Source organism: Pseudomonas sp. RAC1, from assembly GCF_030658255.1.
In the GTDB taxonomy this organism is placed as follows: domain Bacteria; phylum Pseudomonadota; class Gammaproteobacteria; order Pseudomonadales; family Pseudomonadaceae; genus Aquipseudomonas; species Aquipseudomonas boreofloridensis.
Genome location: NZ_JAUTXS020000022.1, coordinates 208,320 through 221,395 on the forward strand (window position 1 = coordinate 208,320; position 13,076 = coordinate 221,395).

Below are 13,076 nucleotides of genomic sequence, written 5' to 3' on the forward strand. Positions count from 1 at the left end.
CGGCAAGGGCCAGGGCTGACACCCTCAGCACGCTTGCCCAGGCCCGCGCGCCGAGCGACGGATCAGCAGGATGACCGGCAGCAGTCCGACCAGCACCAGGGTCAGGGCCGGCAGCGAGGCGCGCGCCCACTCCCCTTCGCTGGTCATCTCGAAGACGCGCACGGCCAGGGTGTCCCAGCCGAACGGACGCATGAGCAAGGTCGCCGGCATTTCCTTCAGTACATCGACGAAGACCAGCAACGCAGCGCTCAACACGCCCGGCACCAGCAACGGCAGATACACCCTGAAAAACAATCGCGGCCCGGCCACGCCCAGGCTGCGCGAAGCCTCTGGCAGCGAGGGCCTGACCCGCGCCAGGCTGCTCTCCAACGGCCCATAGGCCACGGCGATGAACCGCACCAGATACGCCAGCAATAGGGCGGATACGCTCCCCAATAGCAATGGCTTGCCCGCGCCACCGAGCCAACTGGACAGCGGGATCACCACATGGTTATCCAAGTAGCTGAAGGCCAACATGATCGATACCGCCAGCACCGATCCCGGCAAGGCATAGCCCAGATTGGCCAGCCCGACGCCGGCGCGGATCGAGGCACTGGGCGCCTGGCGTCGGGCGAAGGCCAGCACCAGCGCCACGCACACGGTGATCAGCGCCGCCATGCCACCGAGAGAGAGGGTGTGCAGGATCAACCCGGCATAGCGCTCGTCCAGGTCATGGCGGCCACGCTGCCAGAACCACGCCAGCAGTTGCAGCAGCGGAATCACGAACGCGCAGGCGAAGACCAGCAGGCACCAGCCACTGGCGGCCAGGGCCTTGAGTCCACGCAGGTGATACAGGGCCCGGCCACGCGCACGCTCGTTGGCGCTGCGCGTCGCGCCACGGACGCGGCGCTCGCCGTACAGCACCAGCATGACCGCCAACAGCAGCAGGCTGGCCAACTGCGCGGCGCTGGACAGGCTGAAGAAGCCGTACCAGGTCTTGTAGATGGCGGTGGTGAAGGTATCGAAGTTGAACACCGCCACCGCGCCGAAATCGGCCAGGGTTTCCATCAGCGCCAGGGCGACGCCGGCGCCGATGGCCGGCCGCGCCATGGGCAACGCCACCCGCCAGAAGGCCTGCAGCGGTGAGAGGCCCAGTACCCGCGCCGCCTCCATCAGCCCCCGGCCCTGGGCCAGAAACGCACTGCGAGCCAGCAGGTAGACGTAGGGATAGAACACCAGCACCAGCACCACGATCACACCGCCGGTGGAGCGCACACGGGGCAGGCGCAGAGGACCGAACAGTTCACGCAACGCGCTTTGCACGGGACCGGCGAAATCCAGCAGGCCGACGAAGACGAACGCCAGCACGTAGGCCGGAATGGCGAAGGGCAGCATCAGCGCCCAGTCCAGCCAGCGCCTGCCGGGGAATTCGCAGAGGCTGGTGAGCCACGCCAGGCTGACGCCGAGCAGGGTGACGCCCAGGCCAACGCCCACCACCAGCGTCAAGGTATTGCCCAGCAGACGACTCATCTGGGTGTCGAGCAGGTGCGACCAGATCTGAACATCGATCGACTGCCAGGACAGCACCAGCACGCTCAGGGGCAGCAGCACCAGAGCGGCGATGAGCGAGACCGGGACATACCAGCGGCGTTGGGGTGTGTGAGGCAAAGTGGCTGAGTCCGGTGGCTGGGTTGGTTGCGTTGCGGCGATCGCGGGGTGAACCCGCGATCAGGTTCATGACTCAGTTCCAGCCAGCCCGGTCCATCAAGCGAATGGCTTGGGCCTGACGCTTGCCAGCCACCTCCACCGGCAGGCTGTCAGCCTTGAAGCTGCCCCAGGCCGCGACCTCGTCCGACGGCTTGACCTTGGGATTGGCTGGAAACTCCTGGTTGATGTCGGCGAACAGCTTCTGCGCCTGCTCACCGGTCATCCACTCCACCAGCTTCTTCGCCGCCTCCGGGTGAGGCGCGTGCTGGGTCAGGCCGATCCCCGACAGGTTGACGTGCACGCCACGGTCGCCCTGGTTAGGCCAGAAGATCTTCACCGGCAGGTTCGGATCGATCTTGTGCAGGCGGCCGTAATAGTACGTATTGACCACGCCGACATCGCACTGACCGGCCGCCACGGCCTGAATCACGGCGTTGTCGTCGGAGAACACATCGGTGGACAAGTTGTTGATCCAGCCTTTGACCAGCTTCTCGGTCTCGGCCTCGCCATGCGCCTCGATCAGCGTGGCGGTGAGCGACTGGTTGTAGACCTTCTTCGCCGTGCGCAGGCACAGACGGCCTTCCCACTGCTTGTCGGCCAGGGCTTCGTAGGTGCTCAGTTCAGCGGGCTTGACCCGGTCGCTGGCGTAGACGATGGTCCGCGCCCGCAGGCTCAGGCCCGTCCAGTCATGGGAAGCGGCGCGGTACTGGGGCGGAATGTTGCGGTCGATGATGTCCGACTTGATCGGCTGCAGGATGCCCATCTGCTCGGCCTGCCACAAGTTGCCGGCATCGACGGTGAGCAGCAGGTCGGCCACGCCGTTCTGGCCCTCGGCCTTGATGCGCTGCATCAACGGCGCTTCCTTGTCGGTGATGAACTTGATCTTCACCCCTGTTTCGGCGGTGTAGGCGTCGAACACTGGCTTGATCAACTCGTCGATGCGCGAGGAATACACCACCACTTCGTCGTCCGCCGCCTGGGCAGTGCCAGCGAACAGGGTCAGCGCCAGGGCGGCGAACAGAGGCTTGCGGGGCGACATGGCGAGGGCTCCAGGGGTAAGTGAGGCGCAAAGGGTAGTGAATCTCATTTGCCTGCTCACCCACTGAGCCGTTACCAGATGTTGCAAGGGAACGGCTGACCCTCAGGCTTTTGCCAGCGCCGGCAGATCGCCGCTCAAGCCCAGCGCCTGACGCACGAACAGCGCCTTGGCCTCGGGCAAGTCCTGCACCACTTTCAGCCCCGTGTTGCGCAGCCAGCGCAGCGGCAGCGGATTGGCCTGGAACAGGCGCTCGAAGCCCTCCATGGCCGCCATCAGCGCAAGGTTGTGCGGCATGCGTCGGCGCTCGTAGCGACTCAGCACCTTGACGTCCGCCAGGCGCTCGCCACGCTCGCTGGCGCGCATCAGCTCCTCGGCCAGCACGGCAGCGTCGAGGAACCCCAGGTTGACCCCCTGACCCGCCAGTGGGTGGATGGTATGGGCGGCATCGCCAATCAGCACCAGGCCTTCGTCCACATAGCGCTTGGCATGGCGCTGACGCAGCGGCACGCACAGACGCGGATCGGCATGCTCGACCCTGCCCAGGCGCCCCTCGAAAGCGCGCTCCAGCGCCCGGCAGAATGCCGCGTCGTCCAGCGCCATGGCCTGCTCGGCCTGCTCCGGCGTGGTGGACCAGACGATCGAGCACCAGTGTTGCCCACCGTCGCGCGCCAGCGGCAGGAACGCCAGCGGCCCCTCGTCGGTGAAGCGTTGCCAGGCCGTGGCCTGGTGCGGCGCGCTACAACGCACGCTGGTGACGATGGCGTGATGCAGGTAATCCCATTCGCGGGTGGCGCAACCGGCCAGGCGACGCACCGCCGAGTGGGCGCCGTCGGCCGCCACCACCAACGGTGCGCGCACGCGTCGACCGTCGGCCAGCGTGACCAGCCACTCGTCACCGGAGCGACGCAGCTGTTCCAGACGGGCATTGGGCACGAGGCCGACATCGCTGTCGTGCAGGCGCTCGAGCAGGCCGTCCTGGACCACGCGGTTCTCGACGATGTGGCCCAGCACCTGGGCATGCACGCTGGCCGCCGAGAAGTGGATCTGCCCGGTGCCGCTGCCGTCCCATACCTGCATGTCCGAATATGGACACACGCGTCGCCCGGCGATGCCTTCCCAGGCGCCGAGGCGCTCGAGGATGCGCTGGCTAGCGGCCGACAGGGCACTGACCCGCGGCTCGAAGGGCGCCGCCGCCTCGAACGGCTTGACCGACAGAGGCCCGCCATCGACCAGCAGCACCTGCAGCCCGCTGTGGCGCAAGGCGAGCGCCAGGGCGCTGCCGACCATACCGGCTCCGACAATCAACAGATCCGCGCGCATGTCCATGCCTTATGCCTGCCTCGCTTGCGGCTTGAGCCGCACATATAGGGTTTTGTCGACACGGGCCACCAGCTCGCCAGCGCCGTCACGGATGTCCACCTGCAGACGCGGCAGGCATTTCTTGCCACTGGCCGTCTGCTGACGGATGTCGTCCAGCAGGGCATCGTCGATGTGCAGTTCGGCGAACACCGGACCTTTGCCCGGTGCGATGAAGTCGATGCTGGCAGCCTTGTCCCAGACGATGTACTCGCTGCCCAGCTGCTCGATCAGCAACAGCATGTAGAAGGGGTCAACCATCGAATACAGGCTGCCGCCGAACTGGGTGCCGACGTAGTTGCGGTTCCAGCGCGTCAGGCTCATGCGCACCTTGACGCTGCGCATGTCCGGACTGATGCGTTGCACGCGGATGCCGGCGCCCAGGTAGGGCGGGTAGAGATTCAGCAGCCAGCGCAGCAGGCGGGCGCGACGGGCGAGCTTGCGCGCATCGCTCATGCCTGGCCTCGCAGATCGGCGCGAGTGCCCAGGCCCATGGCCTGGCGGGCGAACCAACTTTTCGCCGGGGGCAGCAGGTCCAGGCCCAGCAGGCCGAGGTTGCGACCGCCGGCCAACAGCGGCTGAGCCGTGCCGAACAGGCGTGTGACCTGGTCGGAAAAGCCAATGGTCAAGGCTTGATCGAGGCGCTGACGTTCACGGTAGGCCTGCAACGTGGCGAGGTCGCCCGGCTGTTGCGGACCGGCGAGCAAGGCCTCGGCCAGGGCTTGCACATCGCGCAGCGACAGGTTGAAGCCTTGGCCGGCAATCGGGTGCAGGCTGTGCGCGGCATTGCCCAGCACCACCAGGTGCGGACGCACCTGCTCTTGGGCCTCGACCAGCGCCAGCGGATACAGATGCCGTGCGCCGACCTGGCGCAAGGCCCCCAGGCGATAACCGAAGGCCTCTTGCAACTCGCCGAGGAATGCGCGCTCGTCGAGGTCGGCCAGGCGCCGCGCGTCCATGCCCTGTCGGGTCCAGACCAGCGCGCAGCGATTCTCCGGCAGCGGCAGCAAGGCCATGGGGCCTTGTTCGGTGAAGCGTTCGAAGGCCTGGCCCCGATGGGCCTGGCCAGGGGTGATGTTGGCGATCAGCGCACTCTGCTCATAGGGGATGCGCCGCACATGGATACCCAACTGCTCGCGCAGGCCGGAGCGGCCGCCGTCGGCAAGAATCGCCAGGTCGCACTCCACGCGGGTGTCGTCGTCCAGTTGCAGGCGGTAGCCGCCGGCGATCGGCTGCAAGGCCTTGACCTCGGCCGGGCAGCGCCAGCTCACCACTTCGCTGTCCAGGCCCTGCCACAGGCATTGGCCGAGCCAGGCGTTCTCCACCACGTAGCCCAGCGCCGGCACGCCCTCCTCCTGGGCATCCAGGCGCGTTGCGCCGAAGCGGCCGCGATCGGACACCTGGATCTGGCGGATCGGCTCGGCGCGACGCTCGATACCGTGCCACAGGCCCAGTTGGTCGTAGATCTGCCGGGTGCCGAAGGACAGCGCTGAAGAGCGCGCATCGTAGCTGGGCTGGAAGCTGTCACCGGGGGCGAACGGCTCGATCAGCAGAATGCGCCATCCACGCGCCTTGGCCCCGGCCTGCAAGGCCAGCGCCAGGCTGGCACCGACCAGACCACCGCCGATGATCGCCAGATTGACTCGATTCATGCCACGTCCTTGCGCGCGTCGGCCATCAAGGCCTCGATCTCGGCGACCGTCTTCGGCACGCCTGAGGTGAGGATTTCACAGCCTTTTCTGGTGACCACCACGTCGTCCTCGATTCGAACCCCGATACCACGCCATTTCTTCGCCACGCGCGTGTTGTCCGGGGCGATGTAGATGCCCGGCTCGACGGTCAGCGCCATGCCCGGTTCGAGCACGCGCCACTGACCACCGACCTTGTATTCGCCCACGTCGTGCACGTCCATGCCCAGCCAGTGTCCGGCGCGATGCATGTAGAAGGCGCGGTAGGCCTCGCTGTCGATCAGCGCCTGGACCTCGCCCTGCAGCAGCCCCAGCCTGACCAGCCCTTCGGTGATGACCCGCACCGTCGCCTCGTGGGCGTGATTCCAGTGCTTGCCGGGCGCGATCTCGGCGAAGGCGGCGTGTTGGGACTCCAGCACCAGCTCGTAGATCGCCTTCTGCTCAGGCGAGAAGCGCCCACTGACCGGGAAGGTGCGGGTGATGTCGCTGGCATAGCAGTCGATTTCGCAGCCCGCGTCGATCAGCACCAGGTCGCCGTCCTTGAGCGGTGCATCGTTCTGCTGGTAATGCAGGATGCAGGCGTTGCGCCCAGCGGCGACGATCGAGCCGTAGGCCGGCATCTTCGCGCCCCCCTGACGGAACACGTAGTCCAGTTCGGCCTCCAGGCTGAATTCATGCAGTCCGGCACGGCAAGCCTGCATGGCCCGCACATGGGCACGCGCGGAAATCGCCGCGGCCTCGCGCATCACCTTCACTTCCGCCGCCGATTTATACAGGCGCATGTCGTGCAGCAGATGATCCAGGGCAACGAATTCATTCGGTGGCTGGGCGCCGAGACGGGCCTTGGAGCGAATCACGTTGATCCAGTCCATCAGCCGTCGGTCGAATTCGGGGTTGCTGCCCATGGCGCTGTAGACCCGCTCGCGCCCCTCGATCAGCCCCGGCAGGATCTCGTCGATGTCGGTGATGGGGAAGGCATCGTCGGCGCCGTAGTCGCGAATCGCCCCTTCCTGACCTGCGCGCAGGCCGTCCCAGAGCTCGCGCTCGGGGTTGCGCTCGCGGCAGAACAGCACGTACTCGCCGTGCTCGCGCCCGGGAATCAGGGCGATCACCGCCTCGGGCTCGGGGAAGCCGCTCAGGTACTGGAAATCGCTGTCCTGGCGATAGACGTGCTCGACGTCGCGGTTGCGAATCGCCACCGCTGCCGCTGGCAGGATGGCGATGCTGTTGGGGACCATCTGCGCCATCAGCGCCTTGCGCCGACGGGCGTACTCCGCCTTGGGGATGTGGCTCATGGGCAAACGACCCCCGGAACGATCAATGCAGCGATGGCTTGGGCGCTGGCGCGACGGGTGCGGCCAGCTCCGTGTACAGCAGCAACGGGGCGACGCGCAGGTACTCCATGACTTCCATGTAGTCGTTCTCGCCGTCCTCGGATTCTTCCAGTGCTTCCTGGACCTGGGAAATGGCCACCAGGTCCTGCAGCACATCCTTGGCATCGGTGGACAGGTCCTTGCCGCCGGCGTTCAGGCCGAAGCCGGCAATGAAGCCCTGGCACCACTGGCCCAGTGCAGTGGCACGTTCGGTCAACGAGGTTTCATCGCCCGGCAGCAGCAGGACGATGGCGACGTCTTCGCCGGTGAGTTCGGCCTTGACCATCTCCTGCAGGCCGATCAGGGCCGCGCGGACGTTGTCTTGCGGTTCGCTCTCCAGCGCAGCCGCGGCGTCGGCCAGCCAGGCCTCGGCATCGAAGCCGGCACCGGCGCAACTGCGGCCGATCAGCAGACCATGCAACTCGGCCGGAGAGACAGGATGACCGTTGCTCGACAGCAACGAGGCGAAGGCGGTGTAAGGCGATTGGGTATTGGGCATGGGCGGCTAGGCGCCAGACGGCGCATATGACTAGAATGAAGGCCTTGTATCCTAGCACCGGCAGGCGCGCCAAGACCATCTGCGCCGCCCGCCCCGGCTCGGGCAGACGCAAGATCGCCAGGCGATCGACGAAGGAGCGGATCGAGTGCAATCCACGCAAGACAATGACCTGCAGGCGCTGATGAGCCGTTTCGAGCTGCTGATTGCACGCGTCGAGCAACTAAAACGGCAAAATGCACTCCTAGTAGCGCAGGAACGGTCCTGGCGCGAAGAGCGCGCCCACCTCATCGAAAAGAACGAGATCGCCCGGCACAAGATCGAGTCGATGATCTTGCGTCTGAAGGCCCTGGAGCAAGACTCATGAGTTCAAGCAATAGCGTCACCGTGCACATCCTGGACAAGGAGTACTCGATCATCTGCCCGCCGGAAGAGCGCAGCAATCTGGTCGGCGCGGCGCGCTACCTGGACGGCAAGATGCGCGAGATCCGCAGCAGCGGCAAGGTGATCGGCGCCGATCGCATCGCGGTCATGGCCGCCCTGAACATCACCCACGAATTGCTGCACCGCCAGGAGCGTCCCGAGGGCGCCAGCGCGGGCACCACCCGCGAGCAGGTGCGTGACCTGCTCGAGCGAGTCGATCAGGCGCTGTCCGACGACCCGGTTAGCAAAAAGGATTGAGATAGGTATACTGGCGCCACTCCCTGGTGGATGCGCCAGTCGGTTATGTCCCTGAGCCGATACGCACAACCACGGGGCTTGCACGTGGGGCCGGTGTGCATGTCCGCTCGACGGAAAGCCTTAAAGCCTCCTGCAATCTCCACCTTGAACTTTCGGGTTCAAGGGCTACACCGATAGCGGTCTTATCGGGGAGCCTGAATATTCGATGCCCGCCCCTTTGGCGGGCATTTTCGCTTAGGCCGCCTGCCACGGCCCGCTTCCGGGATCGCCTGTGCCATGACCGACACCGCGCCGCTCACCCGTCCACAACTGCGTCGCGTGTTGCGCAACGCCCGTCGCGCACTCACCTCGGCTCAGCAGCGCCAGGCCGCCCTGGGCCTGTACCGCCAGTTGGCGCAGCATCCGCTGTTTCGACGTGCCCGGCACATCGCCCTGTATTTGCCCAACGACGGTGAGATCGACCCGCGCCTGTTGCTGCGTGAAGCGCAGCGCCGTGGCAAGCGCACTTACTTGCCGGTCCTGCACGCCTGGCCGCGCACGCGCATGGTGTTCCAGCGCTTCGAACGCGGCGAGCCACTGCGGCGCAACCGTTTCCGTATTGCCGAGCCGGTGATCGAGCGCAAGCGTCAGCGGCCGGTGTGGGCACTGGACCTGATTCTGCTGCCACTGGTGGGCTTCGACGAGGCAGGCGGACGCCTGGGGATGGGCGGAGGCTTCTATGATCGCAGCCTGGCCTATCAAGGCCGGCGCCAACACTGGAAGAAACCGCTGCTGCTGGGTCTGGCCCATGAATGCCAGAAGGTTGAGCGCCTGGCTCAGGCCAGTTGGGATGTACTGTTGCGCGGAACCGTCTCGGACCGCAACTGGTACCTGGCGCCGGCTTGAAGGCCGCGCGCCGCAGCGATCAGCGTGACTGTTGAGGGGTGGACACGGCCGACGTCTGATATGACGCGTCGAGCTTGCGCTCCCACAAACCCTGCGCATAACCGGTGGTGACCACGCCCAGACCGAAGATGAAGGCCAGGATCCACAGTAGGTCCGGTTTGCGTTTGTTCATGATTGCCCCCTCGGCAAACTGTTCAGGCTCGACGACTTTCTCGGCATCGCCGGAGCCCCTAACGTTAAAATCGGCGCATTTTCCGCCAACGTGACGCAACACGCAAACGTTGACGCCAACCGGCTGTCGGTTAGATGCAACATCTTATTTCCAAACTTGTCAGGAGCAGCGCCCATGGCCTATTGGCTGATGAAATCCGAACCCGACGAGCTGTCCAGTGCCGATTTGTCGCGCCTGGGCCAGGCGCGCTGGGACGGCGTGCGCAACTATCAGGCGCGCAATTTCCTGCGCGCCATGAGCGTCGGCGACGCGTTCTTCTTCTATCACTCCAGTTGCCCGCAGCCCGGCATCGCCGGCATCGCCCGGATCAGCGCAGGCGCCTACCCGGACCCCACCGCGCTGGACCCACAGAGCCCCTACTTCGACGCCAAGGCCAGCGCCGACAAGAACCCCTGGAGCGCAGTCGACGTCGAGCCGGTACGCACCTTCGATCAGGTACTGGAATTGGCGCAGCTCAAGCAGCAGACGGCACTCGCCGAACTGCCGCTGGTTCAGAAGGGTAGCCGGCTGTCGGTGATGCCGGTGACGACGGAACAATGGCAGGCGATTTGCGCGCTGGTGCGGTGATTACACGGCAGCTAGCCAGCGTCACTGCACGATCAGGTTATTGAACAGCAAGTCTTCGACGATCGGCTTGCCTTCCTCGGCCTGCATCACCTGCTGCACCTGCTTGAGCGCCTCCTGACGCAACGCCTCCTTGGCCTCGACGCTGCTCATGTTGTCCACACCCTGCTGGGTGAACAACGCCACCAACTGGTTGCGGATCAGCGGCTCATGGTGCTTGACCGCCGCCACGGCGGCATCGCCGGTGACGCGCAGGGCCACGTCGGCCTTGAATACCCGCAGCTTGGGCCCGCCATCGAGCGCATAGTTGCCGACGAAGGGCGGGCTCAGGCTGATGTAGGCCACCTTCGGTTCCCCTTCCTTGGCTTCTTCGGCCAGGGCCGCGACCGGCAGCAGCAGCGCCAGCACCATCAAGATCCACGCTTTCACGACTTCGCTCCTCGACACAATGGGCGCCAGCTTACCCAGCACCGCGTACAAACCCAAGCCCGGGCTTATGCCGGCCCATCAGAACAGGCCATGCTCGTTGACCCACCCCTTCGCCCTCCTACACTTATCGGCCAACACCCGCAAAGGAATAGCCCGATGAAAGCTGTGTTGTGCAAAACCCTGGGGCCGGCAGGCGACCTGGTGCTCGAAGAGGTCGCCAGCCCGGTGCCCAAGCCCAACGAGCTGCTGCTCGACGTGCACGCCGCCGGGGTCAACTTTCCCGACACGCTGATCATCCAGGGCAAGTATCAGTTTCAGCCGCCACTGCCCTTCTCGCCCGGCGGCGAAGCGGCCGGTGTGGTGGCGGCGGTCGGCGAGAAGGCGGGCACGTTCAAGGTCGGCCAACGGGTCATGGCGCTGACCGGCTGGGGCGCCTTCGCCGAACAGGTCGCGGTGCCGCACTACAACGCCTTGCCGATTCCCGACGACATGGACTTCACTACCGCCGCCGCCTTCAGCATGACCTACGGCACCTCCATGCACGCCCTCAGCCAGCGCGGCCAGCTCAAGGCCGGCGAAACCCTGCTGGTGCTCGGCGCCTCGGGCGGCGTGGGCCTGGCGGCCGTGGAGATCGGCAAGGCCCTGGGTGCGCGGGTGATCGCCGCCGCCAGCAGCGCCGAGAAGCTGGCCGTCGCCCAGGCTGCCGGCGCCGACGAACTGATCGACTACAGCCAGGCCAGTCTGAAAGACGAAGTCAAACGCCTGACCGGCGGCCAGGGCGCAGACGTGATCTACGACCCGGTCGGCGGCGAGCTGTTCGACCAGGCGGTACGCAGCCTGGCCTGGAACGGCCGACTGTTGGTCGTGGGTTTCGCCAGCGGCAGCATCCCGCAACTGGCCGCCAACCTGGTACTGCTCAAGGGCGCGGCGGTGCTCGGCGTGTTCTGGGGCGCCTTCGCCCAGCGCCAGCCCCAGGACAATGCCGACAACTTCAGGCGACTGTTCGCCTGGTACAGCGAAGGCAAGCTCAAGCCGCGCGTGTCACAGACCTATCCGCTGGCGCAGGCCGGGCATGCCATCGATTGCCTGGCCCAGCGCCAAGCGGTCGGCAAGTTGGTGGTGATCGCCCGGTGACGGGCTGGGCCTCGCAGCAGGTTCGATCAAAAAAGGAATGACCCTCGCACTTTTTTTCGCTTGTAGAGAAAGTGCATTCCTCGCTTTCATGTCAGGATCTCTACCACCTTCAGGAACCCCGCGATGCCCGCCCACCATTTCGTCAGCCCCGACAGCATTCGCACGCAGTTCTCCGCAGCCATGTCGCGCCTGTACAAAGAAGAGGTGCCGCTGTACGGCACGCTGCTGGAGCTGGTGAGCGAGGTCAACCAGCAGATCCTGGCCGAACAGCCCGAAGTGGCCCAGGCCCTGCGCTGGACCGGCGAAATCGAGCGTCTGGACCAGGAGCGCCATGGCGCGATCCGCGTCGGCACGGCCGAGGAGCTGGCAACCATCGCCCGACTGTTCGCGGTCATGGGCATGCGACCGGTCGGCTACTACGACCTGAGCCCGGCGGGCGTGCCGGTGCACTCCACCGCCTTCCGCGCGGTGCACGAGCAGTCGCTGCACATCAGCCCGTTCCGGGTCTTCACCTCGCTGCTGCGCCTGGAGCTGATCGACGATCTCGGCCTGCGCGAGCTGGCCCGCGACATCCTGGCCAAACGCAGCATCTTCACCCCGCGCGCACTCGAACTGATCGCCCAGCACGAGCGCGACGGCGGCCTGAGCGCCGCCGATGCCGAGACCTTCGTCGAGCAAGCCCTGCACACGTTCCGCTGGCATCCGCAGGCGACGGTCAGCGCCGAGCAGTACCAGCAGTTGCACCAGCAGCACCGCCTGATCGCCGATGTGGTGGCCTTCAAAGGCCCGCACATCAACCACCTGACGCCGCGCACCCTGGACATCGACGCCATCCAGGTGGGCATGCCGGCCAAAGGCATCGCGCCCAAGGCCGTGGTCGAAGGCCCACCCACTCGACGCCATCCGATCCTGCTGCGCCAGACCAGCTTCAAAGCGCTGCAGGAAACGGTCGCCTTCAGCGATGCCCAAGGCAGTCACACCGCACGCTTCGGCGAGATCGAACAGCGCGGCGCGGCGCTCACGGCCAAGGGCCGCAGGCTCTACGACCGCCTGCTCGACGCCACCCGCGCGGCCCTGGGCGGCGTGCCCGCCGAGGCCAATGCCGAGCGCTATCGAACGCTGCTGGCCAGCCACTTCGCCGAGTTCCCCGATGACCTGGCGCAGATGCGCGAACAGGGCCTGGCCTATTTCCGCTACTTCGCCACCGAAAAAGGCTTGGCCGAACGTACCCGCCAGGATCGCCCTGACACGCTGCAAGGCCTGATCGATGCCGGGCACGTGCATTTCGAAGCGCTGGTCTACGAAGACTTCCTGCCGGTCAGCGCCGCCGGGATCTTCCAGTCGAACCTGGGCGACGACGCACAGGCCCACTACGGCAGCAACGCCAACCGCGAGGCCTTCGAGGCCGCGCTGGGCCTTGCGGTGCTGGACGAGTTGGCCCTGTATGCGCAGGCCGAACAGCGTTCGCTGCAGGCCTGCGTCCAGGCCCTGGGCGTGACCCTGGCCTAGCCGC

The 13,076-nt window shown here is 66.1% G+C and carries 15 protein-coding genes and 1 other RNA gene; 7 read left to right on the top strand and 9 right to left on the bottom strand.

The genetic code is table 11. From position 1 onward, the window contains the following. Positions 1 to 24: 24 nt before the first annotated feature. From Q7C30_RS05885 to Q7C30_RS05915, 7 genes are all read right to left on the bottom strand, one after another. A complete protein-coding gene (locus Q7C30_RS05885; protein WP_317870977.1) occupies positions 25 to 1,647 on the bottom strand; it encodes an iron ABC transporter permease in 1,623 nt (540 codons plus the stop codon). Between the two features lie 73 nt (positions 1,648 to 1,720). Continuing rightward, a complete protein-coding gene (locus Q7C30_RS05890; protein WP_295486161.1) occupies positions 1,721 to 2,725 on the bottom strand; it encodes an extracellular solute-binding protein in 1,005 nt (334 codons plus the stop codon). Positions 2,726 to 2,827: 102 nt separating this feature from the next. After that, positions 2,828 to 4,045, bottom strand: coding sequence for a 2-octaprenyl-3-methyl-6-methoxy-1,4-benzoquinol hydroxylase (locus tag Q7C30_RS05895; protein WP_317870992.1), 1,218 nt, complete (start codon positions 4,043 to 4,045; stop codon positions 2,828 to 2,830). A 9-nt stretch (positions 4,046 to 4,054) separates the two neighbouring features. Further along, positions 4,055 to 4,537: a DUF4442 domain-containing protein gene (locus tag Q7C30_RS05900; RefSeq protein WP_039582510.1), complete on the bottom strand. Its 483-nt coding sequence runs from the start codon at positions 4,535 to 4,537 to the stop codon at positions 4,055 to 4,057. Continuing rightward, positions 4,534 to 5,733 (bottom strand): 2-octaprenyl-6-methoxyphenyl hydroxylase, encoded by a 1,200-nt coding sequence (gene ubiH, locus Q7C30_RS05905; protein WP_317870978.1) that lies wholly within the window; start codon positions 5,731 to 5,733, stop codon positions 4,534 to 4,536. The genes Q7C30_RS05900 and ubiH overlap by 4 nt, the downstream gene beginning before the upstream one ends. After that, a complete protein-coding gene (pepP, locus tag Q7C30_RS05910; RefSeq protein ID WP_039582507.1) occupies positions 5,730 to 7,064 on the bottom strand; it encodes a Xaa-Pro aminopeptidase in 1,335 nt (444 codons plus the stop codon). Before pepP ends, ubiH begins: the two co-directional genes overlap by 4 nt. 22 nt (positions 7,065 to 7,086) lie before the next feature. Then, positions 7,087 to 7,641, bottom strand: coding sequence for a YecA family protein (locus Q7C30_RS05915; RefSeq protein WP_039582505.1), 555 nt, complete (start codon positions 7,639 to 7,641; stop codon positions 7,087 to 7,089). A gap of 181 nt (positions 7,642 to 7,822) precedes the next feature. Between Q7C30_RS05915 and Q7C30_RS05920 the strand changes: the two genes are divergently transcribed. The 4 genes from Q7C30_RS05920 to Q7C30_RS05935 all read left to right on the top strand — a co-directional run bounded on the left by Q7C30_RS05920 (position 7,823) and on the right by Q7C30_RS05935 (position 9,204). Beyond that, positions 7,823 to 8,005: a TIGR02449 family protein gene (locus Q7C30_RS05920; protein ID WP_037028563.1), complete on the top strand. Its 183-nt coding sequence runs from the start codon at positions 7,823 to 7,825 to the stop codon at positions 8,003 to 8,005. Continuing rightward, positions 8,002 to 8,319: a cell division protein ZapA gene (locus Q7C30_RS05925; RefSeq protein ID WP_029614654.1), complete on the top strand. Its 318-nt coding sequence runs from the start codon at positions 8,002 to 8,004 to the stop codon at positions 8,317 to 8,319. The genes Q7C30_RS05920 and Q7C30_RS05925 overlap by 4 nt, the downstream gene beginning before the upstream one ends. Before the next feature lie 17 nt (positions 8,320 to 8,336). Further along, positions 8,337 to 8,515, top strand: a non-coding RNA gene (gene ssrS, locus Q7C30_RS05930) — 6S RNA. Positions 8,516 to 8,595: 80 nt separating this feature from the next. Continuing rightward, a complete protein-coding gene (locus Q7C30_RS05935) occupies positions 8,596 to 9,204 on the top strand; it encodes a 5-formyltetrahydrofolate cyclo-ligase (RefSeq protein WP_317870979.1) in 609 nt (202 codons plus the stop codon). A 19-nt stretch (positions 9,205 to 9,223) separates the two neighbouring features. Here the strand turns inward: Q7C30_RS05935 and Q7C30_RS05940 are convergent, their stop codons facing one another. Beyond that, a complete protein-coding gene (locus tag Q7C30_RS05940; protein WP_162889483.1) occupies positions 9,224 to 9,376 on the bottom strand; it encodes a hypothetical protein in 153 nt (50 codons plus the stop codon). A 174-nt stretch (positions 9,377 to 9,550) separates the two neighbouring features. Here Q7C30_RS05940 and Q7C30_RS05945 point away from each other — a divergent pair, with 174 nt between their 5' ends. Further along, entirely contained in the window at positions 9,551 to 10,003 is a 453-nt protein-coding gene (locus Q7C30_RS05945; protein ID WP_317870980.1) for an EVE domain-containing protein, read from the top strand. A 21-nt stretch (positions 10,004 to 10,024) separates the two neighbouring features. Here the strand turns inward: Q7C30_RS05945 and Q7C30_RS05950 are convergent, their stop codons facing one another. Next, positions 10,025 to 10,429 (bottom strand): flagellar basal body-associated protein FliL, encoded by a 405-nt coding sequence (locus Q7C30_RS05950; RefSeq protein ID WP_029614651.1) that lies wholly within the window; start codon positions 10,427 to 10,429, stop codon positions 10,025 to 10,027. A gap of 156 nt (positions 10,430 to 10,585) precedes the next feature. On the opposite strand from Q7C30_RS05950, the gene Q7C30_RS05955 reads away from it, so the two are divergent. Further along, positions 10,586 to 11,563 (top strand): NADPH:quinone oxidoreductase family protein, encoded by a 978-nt coding sequence (locus Q7C30_RS05955; protein ID WP_295486125.1) that lies wholly within the window; start codon positions 10,586 to 10,588, stop codon positions 11,561 to 11,563. A 123-nt stretch (positions 11,564 to 11,686) separates the two neighbouring features. Then, complete coding sequence (locus tag Q7C30_RS05960; protein WP_317870981.1) at positions 11,687 to 13,072, top strand: VOC family protein; 1,386 nt, start codon at positions 11,687 to 11,689, stop codon at positions 13,070 to 13,072. The last annotated feature ends 4 nt before the right edge of the window (positions 13,073 to 13,076 follow it).